Origin of the sequence: Streptomyces sp. NBC_01460 (assembly GCF_036227405.1) — a bacterium.
In the GTDB taxonomy this organism is placed as follows: Bacteria; Actinomycetota; Actinomycetes; order Streptomycetales; family Streptomycetaceae; genus Streptomyces.
On record NZ_CP109473.1, the window covers coordinates 4,569,464 to 4,591,476 of the forward strand.

The window sequence follows — 22,013 nt, forward strand, 5'->3', positions numbered from 1 at the left end:
AGAGCGGGAGGGGACGCGATGAGCTTCCGGCTCCGGGTCCTCGGCCTGCTCATGCTGGTCGCGATGACCGCCACGGCCGCCACCGCGTGGCTGACCCTGCGCCAGGCGAACCGTCAGGTCCAGGAGACCGTCACGGCGGGCCGGCAGGAGGTCTCCCGTATCACCGGAGACCTCAGGGCCTACGGTTTCGAGCACGGTACGTGGGACGGAATCGCGCCGACGGTGGCCGCGCTCGCGAAGGAGACCGGCCAGCGCATCCGGGTCGCCACGGAGTCCGATGTCCTGCTCGCCGACTCCGACGCCCTCGCCGGCCGCGCCCCCCGTGCGCTGAGCGGTCAGCCCGCCGTCCTGGTCGACCCGCGCCCGGACCTGCGGTTCCCCGAGGGGCAGGTGAAGCGTGTCTCGATGAAGCAGGCCGCCGGTGCGATCTCCAACTACCGTGCGGCCACGGCCTATGCCGCCTGCCTGACGCGTACCGGGGCGGAGGTGGTGGCCCTGCCGGACGGCTTCGGCGTCCCCCGGGTGACCACGGAGCGCGGGTCCTCGCAGTGCGAGAGCCCGAGCGGAGATGCCGATCCGTCGACTCCGCAGGATCTCGAAGCGATCCGGCCGTGCGAGACAGAGGCGCGCTTCACCACGTGTCTGCAGCGGGTGTTCGACGCGCGGGTCGGTTCCGCCGCCCCGCCGCGCCTGGAGGTCCGCCTCGGCGTTCGGGACGACGCGCCGCCCACCCTGTCCCCCGCCCCCACCGTGGCCGTCGCGGCGGGGGTGGCCCTCGCCGTCATCCTCGGCGGCCTGCTCCTGAGCAGGGCCGTGCTGCGCCCCGTCCGTGCCATGACGCTCGCGGCGAAGGGGCTGGGCGAGGGCGATCTCGGGCGGCGGGTCCCGGCCTCGGGCCGGGACGAGATCGCGCAGCTCGGCGGCGCCTTCAACCGCATGGCCGATTCCATCCAGGCGAGCGAGGAGCACCAGCGCCGCCTCACCAGCGACATCGCGCACGAGCTGCGCACCCCCCTGGCCAACCTGCGCGGCTATCTGGAGGCCCTGCGGGACGGGGTCGTCGAGCCCACTCCCGACCTGCTCGCCTCCCTCCACGAGGAGGCACTGCTGCAGCAGCGGATCGTGGACGACCTGCGGGACCTCGCCCTCGCGGAGGCCGGCGCGCTCACGTACCACCCCGTCGAGGTCGACCTGCGCGAGCTGCTGGAGACCAGCCACCGGGCCCACCGTGCCCAGGCCCGGACGGCGAGCATCACGCTCGCGCTGGAGGCGCCGCGGCCGGTCCACGTGACCGCGGACCCGGACCGGCTGCGCCAGGTCGTCGGCAACCTGGTCGGCAACGCCCTCCGGGCCACCGCGCCGGACGGCACGGTCACCCTGGCCCTGGCCTCGGACGGCGAACGGGCCGTCGTGGAGGTGCGGGACACCGGCACGGGGATCTCGGCGGAGGACCTGCCGCACCTCTTCGACCGCTTCTGGCGGGCCGACGCCTCGCGGGACCGGGCCACCGGTGGCAGCGGCCTGGGGCTGTCCATCGCCCGTCAGATCGTCGCCGACCACGGGGGGACGATCGATGTGCGCAGCACGGTCGGGACCGGAACGACCTTCACGGTCGCCCTTGCGAGGGCTGCGGGCGACGGCGGCTCAGGAGGAGGCTGAGTCGGGCGCGTCCGCGAGGCGGTAGCCCCGCCCGTACACCGTTTCCAGGTGGCCGGCCCGGCCCGGGACCGTGTCCAGCTTCCGCCGCATGTTCATCACGTGCGCGTCGACGGTCCGCTCCAGCACGTCCCGGTCGAAGCCGAAGACGCGCTCGATGATCTGCGCCCGGGTGAAGACCCGGCCCGGTTCACGGGCCAGGGTCTCCAGGATGGAGAACTCCTTCGCGGTCAGCTCCACCGGCCGGTCCGCCACCCGGACCTCGAAGCGCTCGGTGTGCAGCTCCACCTCGCCGACCCGCAGCACCACGGGTTCCACCGGGCCGGTGCCCTTCCCGGACCGGCGGAGCAGCGCCCGTACCCGTGCGGTCAGCTCGCGGGGGCTGTACGGCTTGGTGATGTAGTCGTCGGCGCCGACATCGAGGCCGAGGAGCATGTCCTCCTCGGTCGCGCGGGCCGTGAGAAGAAGAATAGGAACGTCCGATTCGGCGCGCAGAATATGGCACACGTCGAGCCCGTCGACCAAGGGCAGCATCACATCCAGAACGATCAGATCCGGTTTCGAGGAACGGGCCTGTTCCAGCGCCGCGCGGCCGTCGGCCACGACCTGCACCGCGTTTCCTTCTCTTTCCAGATAGATCCGAATGAGACGAGACTGTTTCACGTCGTCCTCGGCGACCAGAATGCGCGCGCTCAACGATTTCCCCCCACGAGATCCTGCCGGTTCCGGAACCGTAGTACAGAAATCATCGAGAACTCGACCGGACCGGTGCCCTCCGTTCCGGGCGGACCCGGGGCGGGGCAGGCTTGCACCCCGGAGGGCCCGTGGGGGCGCCGCGCGGGTCCGCCGGACGGAGGGCACGGTGCCGGTCAGGACTCCGTGCGGTACATGAGGTCGACCTCGTGGGTGGCGAAGCCCATCCGCTCGTACACCGACAGGGCCGCGGGGTTGTCGGCGTCCACGTAGAGCATCGCCGTGGGGAGCCCCAGGGAGGCCAGGTGGCGCAGCCCGGTCGCGGTGAGCGCCTTGCCGAGGCCGCCGCCCTGGGCGTCGGGCAGGATGCCCACGACGTAGACCTCGCCGAGCTGGTCCTCGGCGTGCACCTTCGTCCAGTGGAAGCCGATGATCTCGCCGTCGCGCTCGGCCAGGAAGAAGCCCTTCGGGTCGAACCAGGGCTCGGCCTTGCGGTCGTCCAGGTCCCGCTGGGTGAGGGAGCCCTGCTCGGGGTGGTGGGCGAACGCCGCGCTGTTGACGGCGAGCCAGGCCGCGTCGTCCTGGCCCGGCACGAAGGTGCGGACGGTGACGCCGGGCGGGAGGGCCGGCTCGGGGATGTCGAGGGAGTCCAGCGGGCGCCGGAGCTGCCGGAGTTCGCGGAAGAGGGAGAGGCCGAGCACCTGGGCGAGGTGCCGTGCGGCCGACTTGCCGCCGTGCGCCCAGACCCGCAGCCGCTTCCCGGTCGCGGCCAGGAGCGCGGCACCGAGGGCGCGGCCGTGTCCGCGGCCCCGGTGGGCGGGGGCCACGACCAGCTCGGCGGCGGGGGCCTCGACGGGGTCGGCGTCCTCCAGCTGCGCGTATCCGGCCAGCACACCGTCGACGGTGAGCAGGAAATGCCGGACGCCCTCACGGTGCCCGCCCCTCAACTGCAGCCGCCCCTGCTCGGAGACGGCCTGCCGGCCGTCGGTCCCGGCGGCCTCGCCGAGGAGGTCGAGGACCGCGCCGGCCTGCTCGGGGGTGAGCGCGTCGAGGGTCTCGATCTCGCGCCCGGGGGAGGGGAGGGGTGCGTCAGTCGTCATGGGTACGAGCGTACGGGGCGGGGCCGGGGGGCCGGGGGTGGTGACCACGCGTCAGTCGTCCCGTGTGCGGTGACGTTTCTGCTCGATATGTACGCCCTACGGGTGATCGACCCCTTTCTGAGCGTCCGGCAACCAGTTCGTAACCCCGCACATCTGTCGCGCTACGCGCGTTGACTCTAGGCTGCCGCACGCAGGATCCAGACACTCACAAGGGGACCGATGTCAGCGACTCCGCAGAAGAACCGTGCGTCCCGGCGGGCGCTCGCCGCCGTGGCCGGGCTGACCACCGTGGGCGCGCTCGTCGCCGCGATGCCGGCCGGCGCCCATGACCGGGGGCACGGTCACGGCCACCCGTCCCGCACCGTCGACGTGCAGCTCCTCTCCTTCAACGACCTGCACGGCAACCTGGAGCCGCCGGCCGGCTCCGCCGGGACCGTCAGCGAGACGCAGGCCGACGGCACGGTGAAGTCGGTGCCGGCCGGTGGCGTCGAGTACCTCGCCACCTCGCTGCGCACCGCGCGCAAGGGGCACCCGTACTCCGTCACGGCGGCCGGCGGCGACATGGTGGGCGCGAGCCCGCTGCTGTCGGGGCTGTTCCACGACGAGCCGACCATCGAGGCGCTCAACGGGCTCGACCTCGACGTGACGACCGTGGGCAACCACGAGTTCGACGAGGGGGCCACGGAGCTCGCCCGCCTGCAGAACGGCGGCTGCCACCCGGTCGAGGGCTGCTACGAGAAGGGCAAGAAGTTCCAGGGCGCGGACTTCCCGTACCTCGCGGCCAACGTGACGAACGAGAAGACCGGCAAGCCGGTCCTCAAGCCGTACACGGTCTGGAAGAAGAACGGCGTCAAGATCGGCTTCATCGGGGTGACCCTGGAGGGCACGCCGAACATCGTCACGGCCAACGGCGTCAAGGGCCTGAAGTTCCACGACGAGATCGAGACGGTCAACACGTACGCAAAGGAGCTGGACCGCCAGGGCGTCAAGTCCATCGTCGCCCTGATCCACGAGGGCGGGGCCCCGGCCTCTTCCTCATACAACTACGACTGCGACAGCCCGGGCGCCGGTGACGGGATCTCCGGGCCGATCGTCGACATCGCCAAGGGCATCACGCCGAAGGTCGACGCGCTGGTCACGGGCCACACCCACCAGGCGTACGTGTGCACGGTGCCGGACCCGTCGGGCAAGCCGCGCATGGTCACCTCGGCGTCCTCGTTCGGCAAGCTCTACACCGACACGACGCTCACCTACGACCGCCGCACCAAGGACATCGTGCGTACGTCGGTGAAGTCGCCGTCCTCGGCCAACCACGTCGTCAGCCGGGACCAGGCCAAGGCCACCGACATGACGGCGCTGATCGCCCGCTGGAACACGCTCGCCGCCCCCATCGCGGGCCGTCCCCAGGGCTTCATCTCCGCCGACATCAACGGCCGCGGCTCCACGGCCCCCGAGAAGCCGCTCGGCAACCTGATCGCCGACGCCCAGCTGGAGGGCCTGGCCCCCGCCGACAAGGGCGGCGCGGTCGTCGCGTTCATGAACCCCGGCGGTATCCGCTCCGACCTGGTGTACACGGCGTCGGGCAGCGAGGGCGACGGGGTGGTGACGTACGGCGAGGCGTTCACCGTCCAGCCGTTCACCAACATGATGAACGTCGTCGACCTGACCGGCGCGCAGCTGGTCGCCGCACTCCAGCAGCAGGTCAGCGGCTCCAACGCGGCCTCCCCGAAGATCCTCCAGGTCTCGAAGGGCCTCACCTACACGCTGGACATGACGAAGGCGGGCGCCGACCGTGTGGTCAGCTCCTCGATCCTGCTCAACGGCGAGGCGATCGACCCGGCGAAGACCTACCGCGTCGCGATGAACGAGTTCCTCGCGGGCGGCGGCGACGGCTTCGCGGCCCTCGGCCAGGGCACGAACAAGCTGGTCGGCCCCTCCGACCTGGACCTGTTCAACGCCTACCTGGCGGCGCACTCCACGGCCACCGCGCCGCTGGCCCCGCCGGCCACGGACCGGATCACGATCGTGCAGTAGGCGGTACGCGTGATGCACGGGGCGGTGGGCCGGTCGGCTCACCGCCCCGCTGCCGTTCCCGCGGCCGGTCCGCACCGCGTGGCGGGGTTCGGGTGCCGCCGAGGCCCTGTTCCGCCCTTGATGAGTACAGGTCATAATCCCAAGGCCACTCCCCCCACGGCCGTCGGAGGCATGTCCCCATGAGCCCGTACACCACCACGCGCAGGAGCTTCCTCACCGGCGCCCTGGCCGCCGCCACCGGAGTCGTCATCGGTACGACGCCGGCCGTAGCGAGGGCGGTGGGCACCCAGGACTGGATGAGCGGCATCGCCGACTCCACCCCGTTGCGGCGTCTGACGATCCCGGGAACCCACAACTCGGGGGCGCGCTTCGGGGGACTCTGGACGGCGTGCCAGAACACCACCGTCGCCGAGCAGCTCGGCAGCGGCATCCGCTTCCTCGACATCCGCTGCCGGATCAGCGGTGACGCGTACGCCATCCATCACGGGGCGTCGTACCAGAACCTGAACTTCGACGACGTGCTGGTCGCCTGCCGGGACTTCCTGGCCCGGCACCCTTCGGAGACCGTCCTGATGCGCGTCAAGCAGGAGTACTCCGAGGAGAGCGACGCCGCGTTCCGGCGGATCTTCGACCTCTACCTCGACGGCAAGGGCTGGCGCTCGCTCCTCCGTCTCGACCCCACGCTCCCGGACCTGGGCGCGGCCCGGGGCAAGGTCGTGCTGCTCGCCGACAACGGAGGCCTGCCGGGGGTCCGGTACGCCGACTCCGCGCTGTTCGACATCCAGGACGACTACATGGCGGAACCGATCGCCAAGTACCCGAAGATCGAGGCTCAGTTCCGCAAGGCCGCGCAGCAGCCGGGCAAGCTGTTCATGAACTACGTGAGCACGGCGGCCCTGCTGCCGCCCCGCTGGAACTCCGACCGGCTCAACCCGCAGGTGCACGCGTTCCTCGACGGGACGGAGGCGGCGGGCTGGACCGGGCTCGGCATCGTCCCGCTGGACTATCCGGCGACGCGGTCGGGGCTGGTGGAGTCGCTGATCCGGCACAACCCGACCGGTTGAGGCGTGACTACGCCGGGGATGCGGCCGAGCGTGCGGACCGCTTCACGGCGTAGGCGCACAGCCGGGTTCCGTAGAGGTCCAGGGCGTCGTCGGGGTCCTCGTCGTAGTGGGCGGCCACCTCGTACCACCGGTCCCACGCGTAGAGCCGGGCGTGGCGGCGGTCGTCGTCCGTGCGCGCCGGGGTGTCGGCCGGGCGGGCGGCCAGCCACTGCTGCCACTCCCGGTGGGCGGCCGGGTCGGCGGTGAGCTCCTCCTCCGGCCGGCGGGTCGCCCCGGCCCGCCCGTCCCGGGTGAGGGCGGCGGTGATGTACCCGGCCGGCTGCGCGGGTCGCCAGCCGAGTGCCATGCCGACGAGTTCGGCCGCGATGTCGTGGGCGTCCAGGCCTCGATCGATCAACGGGCGTAGCGCGAAGGCCAGTCGGCGGAGACCCTCCCGCTGGGTCCAGCCGACGAGCGGCCGGACCTGCCGGGCGACGCTGATGTCGTGGGCCACCTGCCACGGGCTGCGGTGTGACGCTCTGACGCCGCTTCCGTCCCTCTTGGTGCTGCGGTTCTGCCGCGAGGTGTAGTTCATTCCACCGTCGAGGTCAGGGGTGGGAACGTCGTGGTGGGGCCCGAGGGAATGGGGTGCACGCTGTGTGGGAAGGGTCGCGCCCTGGTGCCGCTTGTCCACAGGCTGTGGGGTGGCGCGGACAGCGCCGACCGCGCGCGTCCGCCCTTCGTCCGTCAGGCCGCGCAGCTGGGCGCCGTAGCCCGTGCCCGCGAGCCGGTGCCCCATCGCCGCGTCGTAGACGGCCGGGATCGTGGCCGCGTAGATGGTCGCCGTCGCGGTGTACGCGCGTCCCGGGAGCCGGAGGTTCCTCTTCGTGCCGTGCCGGTGCCACGCCAGCGCGCCGAGCTCCCGCAGCACCCGGACATGGCGTTTCACCGTCGCCGTCGACACCCCGCATCGGACGGCGGTGCCTTCGAGGTCGTAGAGGACGAACCCCAGCCGGTAGTCCATCCGTAGCGCGAGGTCCCGGGCCACGGCGAGTGTCGTTCCGCTGGCGCGTGGGTGCAGGCCCGCACCGACGAGCCAGGTCACGGCAGGCAGCCACGTACGCGGCCGGGCGCGGCGGGCCGGGGTGGCGTCGACCTCCTGCGAGGTGCGGGGAATGCGGGTCCATGCCGGATCAGGGCATGCCGGGGGAGCGCAGCGCGAAGCCGCGCCGGTGGTGGGGCGCATCAGGGTCCGTAGAGGTGGGGCGGGCCTTCGGCCGGCCTGCCGGTGCATCACGGCGAGCGGTCAGGCCTGCACCGCCGTACGGGCGCGAGAGAGCCGAGCGCTACGCGGCGACCCCCGCGTCAGCGGCGAGCGTGAACCACACCGCCTTGTGGCTGGGGGTGCAGCATCCGCAGACGTCCGCCCCCCACGCCAGGGCGAGCTCTTCCAGGAGGAGCAGCCCCCGCCCGCACTCCTGCGCGGGGCCGGTGCGGGGCCCGCCGGGTGCGGGCGCGGTCCAGGGGGTGTCGTCGGCGACGGACACGGTCACCTGCTCGGGGCCGATCGTGACATGCACGCGGATCAGTGACGTACGGGTGTGGCGGTGGGCATTGGCCACGACCTCCGTGACGCACAGCCGGGCATCCTCGACGAGTCCGCTGTGCGGGGTGCCGGTGAGGAGCGACGTGACGAAGTGCCGCGCGATCCCGGCCGAGCGCGCGGTGTTGGGCAGGGACAGCCGGTAGTCCTCGCCGTCCCGACGGTGCGGTGAGGTGGAGGGTGCGGTGGTCTTGGCGCTGGTCATGACGGTCTCCCCACGTGATGCGATCCGAACTGGCGCGCGGCTCGTTAACCGGGGTGATGGCCGCGCGGGCGCATCTCTCTCAAGGCGCTTCGGAGCGGCTGCACTTCAGGTCAAGGCTGCGGTGCGGTGATTGAGGCATCGCGATTTGATTACCTCACGTGTTGGGTCTATGTGGGTAACGTGATGGGCAAAGTGAACCCTGTCGGGTGACGGGTCACACTGAGGCTCGAAAGGAAAGGGGAGTCCGATGGCATCGAGGAAGGCGCCCACTGCGCGTCAGCGCCGGGTGGGCACCGAACTGCGCAGACTCCGGGAGCGCACCGGCTTGTCCCTCACCGAGGCGGCTGCCGCACTGGGCACGGACCGCACCACTGTCAGCAACAGTGAAGCGGGACGCTTCGGAGTGAGTGCCCTACGGGTGCGCGCATGGGCCGGTCACTACGAGTGCCCGGACGCCGCATACGTCGATGCCTTGTCCGGGATGGCTGGAGAGCGCGTGAACGGATGGTGGGAGGACTACAGGGGCGATCTCGTCAGCGCAGCACTCGATCTGGCGGAGCTTGAGCATCACGCCGTAGCGATCCGGTCGGCGCAAATCCTGTACATGCCGGGGCTGTTGCAGAACGAGGAGTACGCCCGCGCCGTGTTCGCCGAGGTTGTGCCCCCGCTGAGCCCGGAACGCCTCCGTCGCCTGCTTTCCCACCGGTTGCGGCGTCGCGATGTGCTCGACAGGGAAGATGCGCCCACCTGCGTGTTTCTCATTCACGAGGCTGCGCTGCGGATGACATACGGCGGTTCCGGTGTGGCCCGCAAGCAACTTGGGCATCTGCTGGCGGAGTCGGAGCGCGACAATGTCACGGTCCGGGTGATCCCCTTCGCGGCGGGCGGTTTCCCGGAGATCGGCAGCTCGACACAATATGTCTACGGTCCGGTCCCGCAGCTCGACACCGTACAGACGGACACCGCGACGGGGCCCGCGTTCATCGATGCCGAGAGCCGCCTCGTGAACTACCGGGCCGTGCTGGACCGGGTCGAAAGCCGGTCTCTCGATCCGAAGAGCTCGCGGGACTTCATCCGCGATATCACCCAGAGCATGAAGGCGTGAGAGTCATGGAAATCCAGTGGCGCAAGTCCTCGAAGTCATCGGGTGCCGAGGGCAACAACTGCCTCGAACTCGCCGAGTACGACGGCGAGATACTGCTGCGCGAGAGCGACAACCCGGACGTGGTCGTACGTACCAGCCGCGCCAAGCTTCGGGCCTTCCTCGGCGGGGCCAAGGAGGGCGAGTTCGACGACCTGGCCTGAGCCGCGCGGTGCCCACGATCCGTGCGGAGTGTGTCCGGCCCCTTCGGCCGACCGGGGTCGGTCAGCGCGTCGAGCACATCCTGCACACCCATGCCGACGCGGGCGTCGGCACCGCCCGTCCGGCCGTGGTCGTGGGCCTCTTCCGGTGCGCCGTGGGCGCCGGCCACGCCGAGGACGGCCTCTCCAGCCTGGTGGGGCTGACGGCGAAGGCCGAGGCGTGACCGCGCCGCCGTCCTGCGGTCGCGGGTCGGCAGCTACCTGCGCGCTGCGTGATGCGCGTGGTCTGCTGGACAGGCGTGACTCTGGCGGTGGCCCGCAGTTCGCTGCGGAATTCCGTCGCCGGCTCTGAGCTGCCCGCCCTCACACCCTCGGAGGCGGCGTCGGGGCCCCCGGCAGCCGGATCGACGCCACCGTGCCGCCGCCGTCCGCCGGGCGCAGGGCGATCTCGCCGCCCGCCTGCTGGACCGTGCGGGCCACGATCGACAGGCCGAGGCCCGAGCCGGGGAGCTGGCGGGCCGAGGGGGAGCGCCAGAAGCGGTCGAAGACGTGCGGGAGTTCCTCGGCGGGGATACCGGGGCCGTGGTCCCGGACGGTCAGCTCGCCGCGGTGCAGGGTGACGTCGATCGTCCCGGCGGCCGGGCTGAACTTCACCGCGTTGTCCAGGACGTTGACGACGGCCCGCTCCAGGGCGGCCGGCTCGGCACGTACGTACCAGGGGGCCAGCTCGGCGGTGATGGTCAGCTCGGGGCCGCGCAGCCGGGCGCGCTGCAGCGCGGCGCGGGTGATGTCGTGCAGCGCGACCACCTGGAGGGGGCCGGGCTGGGTGGCGTCGGGGCGGGAGAGCTCCTGGAGGTCGCCGATCAGGGCGGCCAGCTCCGTCATCTGCGCCTTCACCGAGGACATCAGGGCCTTGCGGTCGTCGGGCGGGATCGCCCGGCCCGTGTCGTCGCTGCGGGCGAGCAGCTCGATGTTCGTGCGGAGCGAGGTGAGCGGGGTGCGGAGCTCGTGCCCGGCGTCCGCGATGAGCTGCGACTGGCGGTCGCGCGAGGTGGCCAGGGAACTGGTCATGGAGTTGAAGGACCGGGAGAGCCGGGCGATCTCGTCCTCGCCCTCCGCGGGGATCCGGATGGTCAGGTCCTCGGTCTCGGCCACGTGTGCGACGGCGTGCGCGAGGTCGTCCACCGGGCGCAGGCCGGTACGGGCGATCCACAGACCTGCGGCGCCGGCTCCGACGACGCCGACGCCGGCGACGAAGAACAGCACCCAGGCGAGGGTCGAGAGGGGGTCGGTGACATCGTCCATCGGGCGGGCCACGGACACCGCGAGGGTGGTGATTGCTCCGGGGCCAGGGCGGTCCAGCCTGATCTGGTAGGTGTAGACGCGCAGCTTGGCACCATCGGTGTCCGTGACGGTGTGCAGGACGTCGTCCCTGTCACCGCCCGCCACGGCGATGTCCTCGTCCGTCGTGGGGAAGGGCTGGGGGCGCGGTGGCGCGGCGCAGGGGTCACCGGTGGTGGCGATGATCTGCACGCTGTACGAGCCGGGCGCTGGGCGCTGGCGGGCCGCGGTGCCCCCGCAGGCGTTGAGCAGGTTCTGGACGTACGTCTCGTCGATCGCCGTCGAGCTGCGAAGCGACTGGTCCAGCTGGTGCTCTAGCTGCTCCCGCGTCACGAACCAGCACGCCGCCGCCACCGCTGCCACCGCCACCGCGACCGCCGTGGCGACCAGCAGGGCGAGCCGGGAGCGGAGCGGGAGGGCGCGGAGCCGGCGGGGCAGGCCGGTCACCCGTCACCGCCGCCGGAGCGCAGGGCGTAGCCGACGCCCCGCACGGTGTGGACGAGGCGGGGCTCGCCGCCCGCCTCGGTCTTGCGGCGCAGGTACATCACGTACACGTCCAGGGAGTTGGAGCTGGGTTCGAAGTCGAATCCCCAGACGGCCTTCAGGATCTGCTCTCGGGTCAGCACCTGCCGGGGGTGGGCCAGGAACATCTCCAGCAGGGTGAACTCGGTGCGGGTCAGCTCCACCCGGCGGGTCCCACGGGTGACCTCGCGGGTGTTGAGGTCCATGCGGAGGTCGGCGAAGGACAGGACGTCGTCGTCGGGGACGGGGCCGCCCGCCGCGACCGCGTACGAGCTGCGGCGCAGCAGGGCGCGGATGCGGGCGAAGAGCTCGTCCAGCTCGAAGGGCTTGACGAGGTAGTCGTCGGCGCCGGCGTCGAGGCCGGTGACCCGGTCGCCGACGGTGTCGCGGGCGGTGAGCATCAGGATTGGCGTGGTCGACCCGGTGGACCGGATGCGCCGGGCGGCCGTGAGGCCGTCCATGCGGGGCATCTGGATGTCCAGGACGATCAGGTCGGGGGCGTACGACTCGGCCTTGGCGAGGGCGTCGTAGCCGTCCACGGCCACCTCGGTCCCGTAGCCCTCGAACGCGAGGCTGCGCTGCAGGGCCTCCCGCACGGCGGGCTCGTCGTCGACGATCAGGACGCGCTGCGGATCGTCTTCGGCGGGGCTCATCGCTTCTTCGTCCTCTTCCTTCGTGCCGGGTTCGGTGCGCTGGGCTCTCAGCCTCGCACGGCGTTCGCGCGCCGTCGCGCGGCACGTCGCGTGCGGCTCGTGCCCGTGCGGACCTCGGCCGGGCGGGGTGCGGTCGCGGAGGGGGCCGGGGCGGCCAGTTCGGCGGCCAGGGCGAGGGGCAGGGACAGTCCGGAGGGGCCGGTGTCCGTGGTGTCGGGGTTCATGGTGACCTCCGGGTCAGGAGCCGTCGCCGGCGCGCAGGGTGTCCAGGTCGGCCTTGACGGTGTCGACGGGGATGGCGAAGCCGAGGCCCACGCTGCCCGCCGCCGAGCTGCCCGAGCTGCTGGCGGAACTGGGGGAGTACATGGCGGAGTTGATTCCGATGATCTCGCCGTTCATGTTGATGAGGGCGCCGCCGGAGTTGCCGGGGTTGAGCGAGGCGTCGGTCTGCAGGGCCTTGTACGTCGTCTTGGACGTACCGGTCTCCCCGTTGAACTGCTGGCCGCCGAACTCGAACGGCCAGTTCTGGCCGCCCTGTTGCTGCTGCTGTTCCTGCTGCTCCTCCTTGGCGACCGTGACGTCGCGGTCGAGCGCGGAGACGATGCCGCTGGTGACCGTGCCGGTGAGGCCCTCGGGCGAGCCGATCGCCACGACCTCGTCGCCGACCTTGACCGAGGAGGAGTCGCCGAGGGTGGCCGTCTTGAGTCCGCTCGCGCCCTGGAGCTTGATGAGCGCCAGGTCCTTGTCGGCGTCCGTGCCGACGACGTCGGCGGTGTACGTCTTGCCGGTGCTGAGGGCCACCTTGATCGTGGAGGCGCCGGAGATGACGTGGTTGTTGGTGACGATCTCGCCGTCGCCCGTGATGACGACACCGGAGCCGGTGGCATCGCCGGCCGAGGAGCTCGCGCTGATCTCCACGATGGCGGGCGACACGGCAGCCGCCACACCCGAGACGGTGCCCGCGTTGCTCTGCGAGACGGTGGTGCCGCTGACGACGCCGCCGGATCCGGTGCCGGCGGAGCCGCCGTCGGCGAGCTGGCCGATGAGGGTCGCGGTGCCGCCGCCGATCGCCGCGGCGGCGATCGCCACGGCGGCCAGCAGGGCCAGGGGGCGCTTGACCCGGCGCTCGGCCTTCGGTGTCTCCGCAGCCGGGACGGGCTCGGGCGCCGGCCAGGCGTACGCGGGAATGACAGTGGTGGGCTGCCCCGGCTCGTGGGCCGGAGGCGGCGGGTAGGCCGCCTCGCCACCGCCGTAGGACGCGCCGCCGTACGGAGCGCGGCCGTCCGACGAGCTGTCGTACGGGGAGCCGCCCTGCGGCGCACCGGCGTACGAGCCGTCGCCGTACGAACCCTCGCCGTACGAACCCTCGCCGTACGAACCCTCGCCGTACGAACCATCGGCGTAGGAACCGTTGTCGCGCGAACCGTTGTCGTGTGAGGGGGACGTCGGGTACTCGCCGCTCGGGCGGTGGCTGTCGGTCATGTCTACGAGAGTGGCCAGCGAACATGAGAGCAGCCTGAGTGTGCCCTGAGAAGCCCGGCAGAACCGCGTATGCCCGATATAAGGACGCGCTGGGCTACCGCGGTGTGACCGTCGGTTCCCCGCAGCCGCACGAGCGGCGTACGACGAGCGCGGACGGGAACTGCTTGAGCCGCTCGCGCCGGGACCCCGATACCCGCAGCGAGTCGTCGAGGACCAGGTCCACGGCCGCCCGGGCCATCGCCGGACGGTCCGAGAAGACCGTGGTCAGCGGCGGGTCGGTCAGCCCCGCCTCCTTCACGTCGTCGAATCCGGCCACCGCGAGCTCGCCGGGTACGTCGATCCGCAGCTCGCGCGCGGCCCGCAGCACCCCGATCGCCTGGTCGTCGGTCGAGCAGAAGATCGCCGGCGGTCTGTCGGGGCCGGCGAGCAGCTTCAGGGCCACTTGATAGGCGTCGTAACGGTTGTACGGGGCGTGGAAGAGGCGGCCCTCCGTCGAGCGTCCCGACGCGTGCATCGCACGGCGCCAGCCCTCGATGTGGTCGGCGACCGGGTCGCCGACCACCGGGGTCGACTCCATGCCGCCGAGGCACGCCACGTACGCGTTGCCGTGCTCCAGGAGGTGCCGGGTGGCGAGCAGGGCTCCGCCGATGTCGTCCGTGACGACGGCGACGTCGTCGATGGCCTCGGGGCGCTCGTGCAGCAGGACGACGCGGGCGTCCCAGGCCTCTATCTCCGCCGCCGCGCGCTCGCTGGGACCCTGGCTGACGAGGATCAGCCCTGAGACCCGCATGCCGAGGAAGGCCCGGAGGTAGTGGACCTCGCGTTCGTCGCGGTAGTCCGAGTTGCCGACCAGCACCATCTTCCCGCGCTCGGCGGCGGCCTGTTCGACCGCGTGCGCCATCTCCGCGAAGAACGGCTGCCGGGCGTCCGGCACGATCATCCCTATGAGGTCGGTGCGCCGCGAGGCCATCGCCTGGGCGACCCGGTCGGGCCGGTAGCCCAGCTCCTTGATCGCGGCGAGCACCCGCTCGCGCGTGGCCGGGGCAACCGGCCTCGGTCCGTTGTTGATGACGTAGCTGACGACCGCTGTCGAGGTCCCCGCCAGTCTCGCCACATCGTCCCGCGTCACCTTGGCCACGCGCGGCAGTCTACGCGGATCGACCTACCGCTTGGCAGGCCGGACCGGGGCTTCTTCCGGGATCTCGGCCTCCGCGGACTGCTCCGAACGGGTGACCTCCTGCTCCGCCGGCTTCGACGCGGCCCTGGCCTTGGCCTCCTCGGCCGCGCGGTCCACCTTCTCGGGGGTGACGAAGCGGTAGCCGACGTTGCGCACGGTGCCGATCAGCGACTCGTGCTCGGGGCCGAGCTTGGCCCGCAGCCGCCGTACGTGGACGTCGACCGTGCGGGTGCCGCCGAAGTAGTCGTAGCCCCACACCTCCTGGAGCAGCTGGGCGCGGGTGAAGACCCGGCCGGGGTGCTGCGCGAGGTACTTGAGCAGTTCGAATTCCTTGAAGGTCAGGTCGAGGACCCGGCCCTTGAGCTTGGCGCTGTACGTCGCCTCGTCGACCGACAGATCGCCGTTGCGGATCTCCATGGGGGAGTCGTCGGCGGTGATCTGCTGACGGCCGGTGGCCAGCCGCAGTCGGGCCTCGACCTCGGCGGGGCCCGCGGTGTCCAGCAGGACGTCGTCGATGCCCCAGTCGGCGGTGACGGCCGCCAGGCCGCCCTCCGTCACGACGAGGATCAGCGGACAGCCGGGTCCGGTGGACCGCAGCAGCTGGCACAGCGAGCGCACCTGGGGGAGGTCGCGGCGGCCGTCGATGAGAATGACGTCGGCACCAGGGGTGTCGACGAGGGCGGGGCCCTCGGCGGGGGCGACCCGCACGCTGTGGAGCAGAAGACCGAGGGCGGGGAGCACCTCCGTCGACGGCTGAAGGGCATTCGTCAGAAGCAGCAGTGAACTCATCGCCGCCCACCTGTCCGGGTCGTCGGTCGATCGTGCACGTTCAGCTCGCCCATTACGTCGGTCCTCCTCGTTCCCTGCGAGAGGGGCACTCCCGGGTCGGACCCGGGGGAGTATGCGGCACTGCTTCGTACTCCCGTACGGCCATCACCCGCGACGGCTGTCATACGGTTTTTACTGTGCGGTCCCGCGCCCGGGGACCGCTGAGCTTGTGGAAACGCTGCTGTAACAACGCTCGGAAAGCACAAAAGGACCCGGGGGCTGCTTTGCCCGGATCCTCTTCGCAGCAGAATAGCCCACATGAGTTCTGTGTCCGAGGGTCGATTCATGAGTTCTTCTGTTCCCTCGATCACGCCGGTCCCCCGGCGCACCACATTGCTGACCGGTGACGGGGTCCGTATCGAGGCGGTGTACACCCCGTGTACGGCGGGTTCCGGGGCCGGCGGAAGCGGTGCCTCCGACGGGACGGCCGTCGTCCTCGCGCACGGTTTCACCGGCGCCGTCGACCGGCCCGCGCTGCTGCGCGCGGCTGCGGTGTTCGCCCAGCGTGCGGCCGTGATCACGTTCTCCTTCCGGGGGCACGGGAGGTCCGGCGGACGGTCCACGGTGGGCGACCGCGAGGTCCTGGATCTGGCCGCCGCGGTCGCCTGGGCGCGGTCGCTGGGACACCGCCGGATCGTTACGGTCGGCTTCTCCATGGGCGGTTCCGTGGTGCTCCGGCACGCGGCTCTGTATACGGCTCCGGAAGCCGGAGAATTCTTTGCCGAGGAAGAACGCGCCCCTGGGACCGAACGGGTGGAGCGGCGCACTGGGGCGCATACGGCGCACGGGGGGCGCGCACAGGCGCATTCAGGCGCGTACATGGACGCGGCCCGGGACGCGCACACCGACGCCGTCGTCGCGGTGAGCGCACCGGCCCGCTGGTACTACCGGGGCACGGCCCCGATGCGACGTCTCCACTGGGTCGTCACCCGCCCCACCGGCCGTCTCGTCGGCCGTTACGGCTTCCGCACCCGCATCCACCGGGAGGACTGGGACCCGGTGCCGCTCTCACCGGTGGAGGCGGTCCCGCTGATCACCGCGCCGCTGCTCCTCGTGCACGGCGACCGGGACCCGTACTTCCCCGTCGACCACCCCCGGATGCTGGCGGCGGCAGCCGGGGACGGGGCCGAGCTCTGGCTGGAGCGCGGCATGGGCCACGCGGAGAACGCCGCGGACGAGGGCCTGCTGGCCCGTATCGCCGACTGGACGGAGTCGGCGTGATCCATGATGGACAGCTGACGCACGACGAAAGGGGTGCCGCCATGGCAGCGGGGACGATCCGCTACTGGGCCGCGGCCAAGGCCGCAGCGGGGACCGCGGAGGAGCCGTACGCGGCGGAGACACTCGCCGAGGCGCTCGACGGGGTGCGCGAGCGGCACCCCGGTGAGCTGTCGCGCGTACTGCTCCGATGCTCGTTCCTCATCGACGGGAATCCTGTGGGGACCCGTGGACATGAGACCGTACGGCTTGCCGAGGGCGGCACGGTCGAGGTGCTCCCGCCGTTCGCAGGAGGGTGAACCGCAGACCATGAGCAACAGCGATCAGCAGTATCCGTACGACCCGGGACACGGGCGGCAGGACCAGGGACAGCAGCCCTACGACCCGGCCTCGGGGCAGCAGAACCCGCAGAACCCACCGCAGCAGCCGTACGGCCGGACGTACGGCCAAGGCCCGGCCTACGGTCAGGACCCGGCGTACGACCAGGCCCCGGTCCACGGCCAGGACCCCGCGTACGACCAGGCCCCGGTGTACAACCAGGACCCCGCGTACGGTCAGGCCCCGGCCTACGGTCAGGCCCCGGCCTACGGTCAGGCCCCGGCCTACGGTCAGGAAGCGGCGTACGGCGGGCAGCAGTCGTACCAGCAGCCGCAGCAGCCCCCGCAGCCGTACGCGCAGCAGCAGCCGCCCGCCGTGTACCCGGAGCAGGGTTCTCCCCACGACGGCGACCAGGGGGCGACCCAGACGTGGCAGGGGCAGACCTGGGACACCCAGTACCAGCCGACCATCCAGCCGCAGCAGCACCAGGCCGGGCAGGCCGCGGCTCCCGCCGCTCCCGCTGCCCCTGTCGCTCCGCAGGGCGCCCAGGGCGCCTACCCGCTGCCGCCCGAGGTCCCGACGGCTCCGCCCGTCGCCGCGCCCGCTCCCGCCGCCGCTCCCGCCGCCGCTGTCGCTCCGGCAGACACCTCCGACGGCTACAGCGCGCCCACCACCCTGGGCAACAGCCGGATCACCGACGCCCAGCGGGCCCGCGCCGAGGGGCGTTCGCCGATCATCGCCCCGGGGATGCAGCCCGCCGCGATCACCGCCGGGCTGGGGCTGCTCCTGGCCCTCGGCGCAGCGATCGGGTCGTACGCCCTGCTCGTGCCCCTCGTCCTGCTCCAGGCCGTGACGGCCGCGGGATGGTTCCGGCTCAACGGCATGTGGCCGGCCAGGCAGGGCATCGCCCTGGCCTTCGCCGGCGGTGTCGTGGCCGATGCCGTGCTGCTCGTCGCGGGCCGGAGCCATGCCCCGGCGGCCATCCTCGGCACGCTCGGCGTCTGGGTGCTGCTCACGATCGTCCTCCAGCTGCGCAGCCACGCCGGTGCCGACGAGCGGATGTACGGCCTGACGGCCACCGTCGCGTCGGCGGCGCTCGCCGTGCTGGCGGCCGGGCACCTGGCGGCCGTCCCCGACGCGGTGACGGTGGGCGGTGTCGCGGTCGCCGCGGGCGTGCTCGTCAGGGCCCTGCCGCTGCCCGGCCCGGTCTCGGTCGTCGGGGCCCTGCTCGCCTCGGCGGGCGCGGGAACGGCCGCCGGGGTGTTCACCGACTTCGGTGCGCAGGCCGCGTTCCTCGGCTTCGCCGCCGGGGGCTGCGCGCTGATCGGCCTGCGGGTCGCGAGCTACGACTACCCGTCCCGCTTCGTGCACATGACGGCAGGAGTCGCCCTGCCGCTCACCGCCGCGGCTCCCGCCGTCTATCTGATCGGCCGTGCGATCGCCTGACGTTTTCGGACGTTTCTGACGTTCCCTCACTCCTGCTCCCGCACAGGGGAACCGTGCGGGCCTTCCGCTCGTCGATCACTCCGGGCGCGCCGCGCGGCGGCAGTAGGCTCACGTGCACCAGGGGTCAGGCCGGTCCGAGTGGGGGAACAACAGGCATGCGCGCACTGCGAATACTGCTGATCATCGCCGTGGTCCTGGGCGGCGTGTTCGTCGCCGTGGACCGGGCCGCCGTCCATTTCGCGGAGTCGGAGGCCGAGGAGCGGGTCTCCTTCGGCGGTGTCGAGACCGGTTCCACCGACGTCTCGATCAAGGGCTTCCCCTTCCTGACCCAGGTGGCGGGGTCCGAGCTCGACCAGGTCGACGTCACGGTCGAGGACATCCGCGCCAGGGCCGCGGGGCGGGAGATACGGATCAGTGAGATCCGGGCCCGGCTGCACCAGGTGACGCTCGGCGCCGGATACACCAGTGCGACCGCCTCCCGGGCCACCGGGACCGTCCTCGTCTCCTACGCGGCCCTCACCGAGGCCGCCGACGACGGGGTCACCGTCGCCTACGGCGGCAACGGCAAGGTCAAGGTCACCGGCACGGTCCGGATCCCGCTGGTGGAGCGGACGGTCACGCGCAGTGTGCTCTCCACGGTCACCCTGGTCGACGGCGACACCGTCAAGGTCCGCGCCGACGAGGTCCCGGGCGAGGGGATCCCCGGCATCGAGGACCTGGTCAGGAAGAAGACCGACTTCGAGCGCGGGATCGGCGGGCTGCCGGCGGGGCTGAAGCTGGAGAAGATCGAGGTCGCGCCGGGCGGCCTGGAGATATCGATGACCGGCTCCGACGTCGAACTGGCGGGCTGACGGCACGACACGGGACGGCCGCGGGTAACCTCCGGCCGCCCTGGGTAGGGGCCCGACGGAGCGGGACCGCCCGGCGATCCAGATAGTGAGACGGGCTCGTCCGCCCCGTAGATGACCGTCGGGTTCCGGGACCGGGATCCCGCGCCGCGACCGCCCTCCCCGCATGATCCGTCTCGCATCGCGGACGATCGTGTCTCATCATCCGACACGGCGGTGACATCTCCGCCCGTACCTCCCTACGATCGGACACATGAAGCGACAGGCGGACCTCACGAAGCGGCGGGCAGTAGACCTGTGCCGCGTCGCCGCCATGCTCTGTCGCACCTTCTGAGCGGGACCCTCTCCCGTTTCCCCCGGCCCTTCGACGATGTCAGGGCCGAACCCGTGCCTTCGTACGCGTTCCGCTCCCAGCACCTGCGCGTACACCTCGCACCCCGCACACCGCACCACCCCGCCGCAGACTGCCCCGGAGGAGAAACACATGAGCCGCGCAGACGTTCTGGTCGACGCCGACTGGGTCGAGGCCCACATCGACGACCCGCAGGTCGCGATCGTCGAGGTCGACGAGGACACCTCGGCGTACGAGAAGAACCACATCAAGAACGCGATCCGGATCGACTGGACCCAGGACCTCCAGGACCCGGTCCGCCGTGACTTCATCGACCAGGCCGGCTTCGAGAAGCTCCTGTCCGAGAAGGGCATCGGCAACGACACCACGGTCGTCCTCTACGGCGGCAACAACAACTGGTTCGCGTCCTACGCCTTCTGGTACTTCAAGCTCTACGGCCACCAGGACGTCCGCCTGCTCGACGGCGGCCGCAAGAAGTGGGAGCTCGACTCCCGCGACCTGACCGACGCCGTCCCGACGCGCCCGGCCACCCAGTACACGGCCAAGGCCCAGGACGAGTCGATCCGCGCCTACCGCGACGACGTCGTGGCCGCCATCGGCAGCCAGAACCTCGTCGACGTCCGTTCGCCCGACGAGTTCAGCGGCAAGCTGCTCGCCCCGGCGCACCTCCCGCAGGAGCAGTCGCAGCGCCCCGGCCACGTGCCGAGCGCCCGCAACATCCCGTGGTCGAAGAACGCCAACGACGACGGCACGTTCAAGTCGGACGACGAGCTCAAGGCCCTCTACGAGGACGAGCAGGTGGACCTGTCCAAGGACACCATCGCGTACTGCCGCATCGGTGAGCGCTCCGCGCTCACCTGGTTCGTGCTGCACGAGCTGCTCGGCCAGGAGAACGTCAAGAACTACGACGGTTCGTGGACCGAGTACGGCTCCCTGGTGGGCGTGCCGATCGAGCTCGGCGCCAACAAGTAATTCCGCAGGACCCGATCAGCAGGACCCCGACCAGAAGGACAGAACACCATGTGTGGAGCACAGGCCGGCGGCCCCGACGCTTCGACGATCAAGCCGGGCGAGACGACCATCCAGGGCAGCGTGACCCGCGACGGCGAGCCCGTCACCGGCTACGTCCGTCTGCTGGACTCGACCGGTGAGTTCACCGCCGAGGTCCCGACCTCGGCGACCGGGCAGTTCCGCTTCTACGCGGCCGAGGGCACCTGGACGCTCCGCGCCCTGGTTCCGGGCGGCACCGCCGACCGTACGGTCGTGGCGCAGACCGGTGGCCTCGCCGAGGTCGCCATCGCGGTGTAGTTCACGCGCACATACGGCCGGAGGGCCGCACCCCAGGGGGTTGGACGCCACCTGATCAGGGGTGCGGCCCTTCGTGCCGTCCGCTGGTGCTTCCTCAGGTTCTTCCGCATGTGCTTCCGCGCCGGAGAGCCCTACGCTGGAGACATGTACGCCCGGCGCAGGCGCGCCTATTTCCTGATGATGGGCGGGTGCCTCTTCCTCTTCGTCTCCGCCTGGGCCTTCGTGCGCCTGTGGTCGGTCCCGGCGGCGGTGGCGATGTGTGTGGTCGCCATGGTCATACCGCCCGTCGCGGCGATCGTCGCCAACCGGCGGGGTCCGGAGGACCGCTGGTGGGACGACCCCGCCCGGGACTCCCGGTCCGGGGACTCACCGCCCCGGCCCCCGAGCACGACACGGGACGCACGCCCGCGCCCGGCCGGGAAGGCCGGGAGGCAGCGGACGGGCGACCCCACGTCGGACGCGTGGTGGGACGAACTCGACGGCAGGAACCGCCGGTAGCTCCTCCCGCGGAGCCGGGTCAGTAGACGAGTGCCTGGGTCCCGTCCGCCATGGCCTCCTGCACGAAGACCTGTGCACCGGCGATCCGCACGCCCTCCAGGACGTCCTTCTCGGTGATGTCCCGCCGTGCCGCGCACTGGGTGCAGAGGGTGATCCGGCCGCCCGCCAGGATCGAGTCGATCAGATCGGGCAGCGGCGCGGCGTGCGGCAGTTCGAATTCGGCGGCGCGCCCCGGCAGGGCGAACCAGGCGGACTCGCCGGTCAGCCACAGGGAGACCTCGACCCCGCTGGCGACGGCCACGGCCGCCACGGTGAAGGCCTGCGAGCAGCGCTCGGCCCCATCGGCTCCGGCGGTCACCTTGATCACGAGCTTCTTCGGCATGTAC

25 protein-coding genes are annotated in these 22,013 nt (G+C 71.7%); 14 read left to right on the forward strand and 11 right to left on the reverse strand.

Annotated features, from left to right (window positions below; translation table 11 throughout):
* Positions 1–18: 18 nt before the first annotated feature.
* On the forward strand, positions 19–1,659 hold the full coding sequence (locus OG488_RS20405) for a sensor histidine kinase (RefSeq protein ID WP_329231194.1): 1,641 nt from the start codon (positions 19–21) through the stop codon (positions 1,657–1,659).
* On the opposite strand, the gene OG488_RS20410 is transcribed toward OG488_RS20405, so the two are convergent.
* Both OG488_RS20410 and mshD read right to left on the reverse strand, forming a co-directional pair.
* On the reverse strand, positions 1,645–2,352 hold the full coding sequence (locus OG488_RS20410; RefSeq protein WP_329231195.1) for a response regulator transcription factor: 708 nt from the start codon (positions 2,350–2,352) through the stop codon (positions 1,645–1,647). The genes OG488_RS20405 and OG488_RS20410 overlap by 15 nt on opposite strands.
* Before the next feature lie 173 nt (positions 2,353–2,525).
* On the reverse strand, positions 2,526–3,449 hold the full coding sequence (gene mshD / locus OG488_RS20415) for a mycothiol synthase (RefSeq protein WP_329231197.1): 924 nt from the start codon (positions 3,447–3,449) through the stop codon (positions 2,526–2,528).
* Between the two features lie 219 nt (positions 3,450–3,668).
* Between mshD and OG488_RS20420 the strand changes: the two genes are divergently transcribed.
* A complete protein-coding gene (locus OG488_RS20420; RefSeq protein WP_329231198.1) occupies positions 3,669–5,483 on the forward strand; it encodes a bifunctional metallophosphatase/5'-nucleotidase in 1,815 nt (604 codons plus the stop codon).
* Between the two features lie 179 nt (positions 5,484–5,662).
* Positions 5,663–6,547 carry a phosphatidylinositol-specific phospholipase C gene (locus tag OG488_RS20425; protein WP_329231200.1) on the forward strand — a complete coding sequence of 295 codons (885 nt, stop codon included), beginning with the start codon at positions 5,663–5,665 and terminating at the stop codon, positions 6,545–6,547.
* Between the two features lie 7 nt (positions 6,548–6,554).
* On the opposite strand, the gene OG488_RS20430 is transcribed toward OG488_RS20425, so the two are convergent.
* Positions 6,555–7,772: a cell wall protein gene (locus OG488_RS20430; RefSeq protein WP_329231201.1), complete on the reverse strand. Its 1,218-nt coding sequence runs from the start codon at positions 7,770–7,772 to the stop codon at positions 6,555–6,557.
* A 100-nt stretch (positions 7,773–7,872) separates the two neighbouring features.
* Positions 7,873–8,334 carry an ATP-binding protein gene (locus tag OG488_RS20435; RefSeq protein WP_329231203.1) on the reverse strand — a complete coding sequence of 154 codons (462 nt, stop codon included), beginning with the start codon at positions 8,332–8,334 and terminating at the stop codon, positions 7,873–7,875.
* 247 nt (positions 8,335–8,581) lie between these two features.
* On the opposite strand from OG488_RS20435, the gene OG488_RS20440 reads away from it, so the two are divergent.
* From OG488_RS20440 to OG488_RS20450, 3 genes are read left to right on the forward strand one after another with little or no spacing between them, the layout of a single operon-like run.
* Entirely contained in the window at positions 8,582–9,439 is an 858-nt protein-coding gene (locus OG488_RS20440) for a helix-turn-helix domain-containing protein (RefSeq protein ID WP_329231205.1), read from the forward strand.
* Positions 9,440–9,444: 5 nt separating this feature from the next.
* Positions 9,445–9,639 (forward strand): DUF397 domain-containing protein, encoded by a 195-nt coding sequence (locus tag OG488_RS20445; protein ID WP_329231207.1) that lies wholly within the window; start codon positions 9,445–9,447, stop codon positions 9,637–9,639.
* Positions 9,640–9,647: 8 nt separating this feature from the next.
* The gene (locus OG488_RS20450) at positions 9,648–9,860 is read left to right on the forward strand and encodes an imine reductase family protein (RefSeq protein ID WP_329231208.1); all 213 of its coding nucleotides are present in this window, start codon (positions 9,648–9,650) and stop codon (positions 9,858–9,860) included.
* Positions 9,861–9,999: 139 nt separating this feature from the next.
* On the opposite strand, the gene OG488_RS20455 is transcribed toward OG488_RS20450, so the two are convergent.
* The 6 genes from OG488_RS20455 to OG488_RS20480 form a co-directional block, all read right to left on the reverse strand.
* Positions 10,000–11,424, reverse strand: coding sequence for a HAMP domain-containing sensor histidine kinase (locus tag OG488_RS20455; RefSeq protein WP_329231210.1), 1,425 nt, complete (start codon positions 11,422–11,424; stop codon positions 10,000–10,002).
* Entirely contained in the window at positions 11,421–12,152 is a 732-nt protein-coding gene (locus OG488_RS20460; RefSeq protein ID WP_124273950.1) for a response regulator transcription factor, read from the reverse strand. The genes OG488_RS20455 and OG488_RS20460 overlap by 4 nt, the downstream gene beginning before the upstream one ends.
* A 47-nt stretch (positions 12,153–12,199) precedes the next feature.
* Positions 12,200–12,376 (reverse strand): hypothetical protein, encoded by a 177-nt coding sequence (locus OG488_RS20465; protein WP_329231211.1) that lies wholly within the window; start codon positions 12,374–12,376, stop codon positions 12,200–12,202.
* A gap of 13 nt (positions 12,377–12,389) precedes the next feature.
* The gene (locus OG488_RS20470; protein WP_329231213.1) at positions 12,390–13,634 is read right to left on the reverse strand and encodes a S1C family serine protease; all 1,245 of its coding nucleotides are present in this window, start codon (positions 13,632–13,634) and stop codon (positions 12,390–12,392) included.
* 94 nt (positions 13,635–13,728) lie between these two features.
* Positions 13,729–14,772: a LacI family DNA-binding transcriptional regulator gene (locus OG488_RS20475; protein WP_329231215.1), complete on the reverse strand. Its 1,044-nt coding sequence runs from the start codon at positions 14,770–14,772 to the stop codon at positions 13,729–13,731.
* 24 nt (positions 14,773–14,796) lie between these two features.
* Positions 14,797–15,600 (reverse strand): response regulator transcription factor, encoded by an 804-nt coding sequence (locus OG488_RS20480; protein WP_329231217.1) that lies wholly within the window; start codon positions 15,598–15,600, stop codon positions 14,797–14,799.
* A gap of 297 nt (positions 15,601–15,897) precedes the next feature.
* On the opposite strand from OG488_RS20480, the gene OG488_RS20485 reads away from it, so the two are divergent.
* From OG488_RS20485 to OG488_RS20515, 8 genes are all read left to right on the forward strand, one after another.
* A complete protein-coding gene (locus OG488_RS20485; protein ID WP_443074231.1) occupies positions 15,898–16,860 on the forward strand; it encodes an alpha/beta hydrolase in 963 nt (320 codons plus the stop codon).
* Positions 16,861–16,901: 41 nt separating this feature from the next.
* Positions 16,902–17,156 carry a MoaD/ThiS family protein gene (locus OG488_RS20490; RefSeq protein WP_329231220.1) on the forward strand — a complete coding sequence of 85 codons (255 nt, stop codon included), beginning with the start codon at positions 16,902–16,904 and terminating at the stop codon, positions 17,154–17,156.
* A gap of 10 nt (positions 17,157–17,166) precedes the next feature.
* Positions 17,167–18,621, forward strand: coding sequence for a hypothetical protein (locus OG488_RS20495; protein WP_329231222.1), 1,455 nt, complete (start codon positions 17,167–17,169; stop codon positions 18,619–18,621).
* A gap of 155 nt (positions 18,622–18,776) precedes the next feature.
* Positions 18,777–19,472, forward strand: a complete 696-nt coding sequence (locus OG488_RS20500) for an LmeA family phospholipid-binding protein (RefSeq protein ID WP_329231224.1) — start codon at positions 18,777–18,779, stop codon at positions 19,470–19,472.
* 250 nt (positions 19,473–19,722) lie between these two features.
* A complete protein-coding gene (locus tag OG488_RS39290) occupies positions 19,723–19,803 on the forward strand; it encodes a putative leader peptide (RefSeq protein ID WP_350310325.1) in 81 nt (26 codons plus the stop codon).
* Between the two features lie 150 nt (positions 19,804–19,953).
* Entirely contained in the window at positions 19,954–20,793 is an 840-nt protein-coding gene (locus OG488_RS20505; RefSeq protein WP_329231225.1) for a sulfurtransferase, read from the forward strand.
* 48 nt (positions 20,794–20,841) lie between these two features.
* Complete coding sequence (locus OG488_RS20510; RefSeq protein WP_014154938.1) at positions 20,842–21,129, forward strand: DUF1416 domain-containing protein; 288 nt, start codon at positions 20,842–20,844, stop codon at positions 21,127–21,129.
* 144 nt (positions 21,130–21,273) lie between these two features.
* Positions 21,274–21,627, forward strand: a complete 354-nt coding sequence (locus tag OG488_RS20515; protein ID WP_329231227.1) for a DUF3099 domain-containing protein — start codon at positions 21,274–21,276, stop codon at positions 21,625–21,627.
* 19 nt (positions 21,628–21,646) lie between these two features.
* Here the strand turns inward: OG488_RS20515 and OG488_RS20520 are convergent, their stop codons facing one another.
* Positions 21,647–22,009 (reverse strand): DsrE family protein, encoded by a 363-nt coding sequence (locus OG488_RS20520; protein ID WP_329231228.1) that lies wholly within the window; start codon positions 22,007–22,009, stop codon positions 21,647–21,649.
* Positions 22,010–22,013 lie beyond the last annotated feature (4 nt).

Bases quoted from the DNA above. Each gene is read 5' to 3' on its own strand.
- OG488_RS20405 (WP_329231194.1), top strand. From the start codon at position 19: ATGAGCTTCCGGCTCCGGGTCCTCGGCCTGCTCATGCTGGTCGCGATG.
- mshD (WP_329231197.1), bottom strand. From the start codon at position 3,449: ATGACGACTGACGCACCCCTCCCCTCCCCCGGGCGCGAGATCGAGACC.
- OG488_RS20420 (WP_329231198.1), top strand. From the start codon at position 3,669: ATGTCAGCGACTCCGCAGAAGAACCGTGCGTCCCGGCGGGCGCTCGCC.
- OG488_RS20425 (WP_329231200.1), top strand. From the start codon at position 5,663: ATGAGCCCGTACACCACCACGCGCAGGAGCTTCCTCACCGGCGCCCTG.
- OG488_RS20430 (WP_329231201.1), bottom strand. From the start codon at position 7,772: ATGCGCCCCACCACCGGCGCGGCTTCGCGCTGCGCTCCCCCGGCATGC.
- OG488_RS20435 (WP_329231203.1), bottom strand. From the start codon at position 8,334: ATGACCAGCGCCAAGACCACCGCACCCTCCACCTCACCGCACCGTCGG.
- OG488_RS20440 (WP_329231205.1), top strand. From the start codon at position 8,582: ATGGCATCGAGGAAGGCGCCCACTGCGCGTCAGCGCCGGGTGGGCACC.
- OG488_RS20445 (WP_329231207.1), top strand. From the start codon at position 9,445: ATGGAAATCCAGTGGCGCAAGTCCTCGAAGTCATCGGGTGCCGAGGGC.
- OG488_RS20460 (WP_124273950.1), bottom strand. From the start codon at position 12,152: ATGAGCCCCGCCGAAGACGATCCGCAGCGCGTCCTGATCGTCGACGAC.
- OG488_RS20465 (WP_329231211.1), bottom strand. From the start codon at position 12,376: ATGAACCCCGACACCACGGACACCGGCCCCTCCGGACTGTCCCTGCCC.
- OG488_RS20470 (WP_329231213.1), bottom strand. From the start codon at position 13,634: ATGACCGACAGCCACCGCCCGAGCGGCGAGTACCCGACGTCCCCCTCA.
- OG488_RS20480 (WP_329231217.1), bottom strand. From the start codon at position 15,600: ATGAGTTCACTGCTGCTTCTGACGAATGCCCTTCAGCCGTCGACGGAG.
- OG488_RS20485 (WP_443074231.1), top strand. From the start codon at position 15,898: ATGAGTTCTGTGTCCGAGGGTCGATTCATGAGTTCTTCTGTTCCCTCG.
- OG488_RS20490 (WP_329231220.1), top strand. From the start codon at position 16,902: ATGGCAGCGGGGACGATCCGCTACTGGGCCGCGGCCAAGGCCGCAGCG.
- OG488_RS20495 (WP_329231222.1), top strand. From the start codon at position 17,167: ATGAGCAACAGCGATCAGCAGTATCCGTACGACCCGGGACACGGGCGG.
- OG488_RS20500 (WP_329231224.1), top strand. From the start codon at position 18,777: ATGCGCGCACTGCGAATACTGCTGATCATCGCCGTGGTCCTGGGCGGC.
- OG488_RS39290 (WP_350310325.1), top strand. From the start codon at position 19,723: ATGAAGCGACAGGCGGACCTCACGAAGCGGCGGGCAGTAGACCTGTGC.
- OG488_RS20505 (WP_329231225.1), top strand. From the start codon at position 19,954: ATGAGCCGCGCAGACGTTCTGGTCGACGCCGACTGGGTCGAGGCCCAC.
- OG488_RS20510 (WP_014154938.1), top strand. From the start codon at position 20,842: ATGTGTGGAGCACAGGCCGGCGGCCCCGACGCTTCGACGATCAAGCCG.
- OG488_RS20515 (WP_329231227.1), top strand. From the start codon at position 21,274: ATGTACGCCCGGCGCAGGCGCGCCTATTTCCTGATGATGGGCGGGTGC.
- OG488_RS20520 (WP_329231228.1), bottom strand. From the start codon at position 22,009: ATGCCGAAGAAGCTCGTGATCAAGGTGACCGCCGGAGCCGATGGGGCC.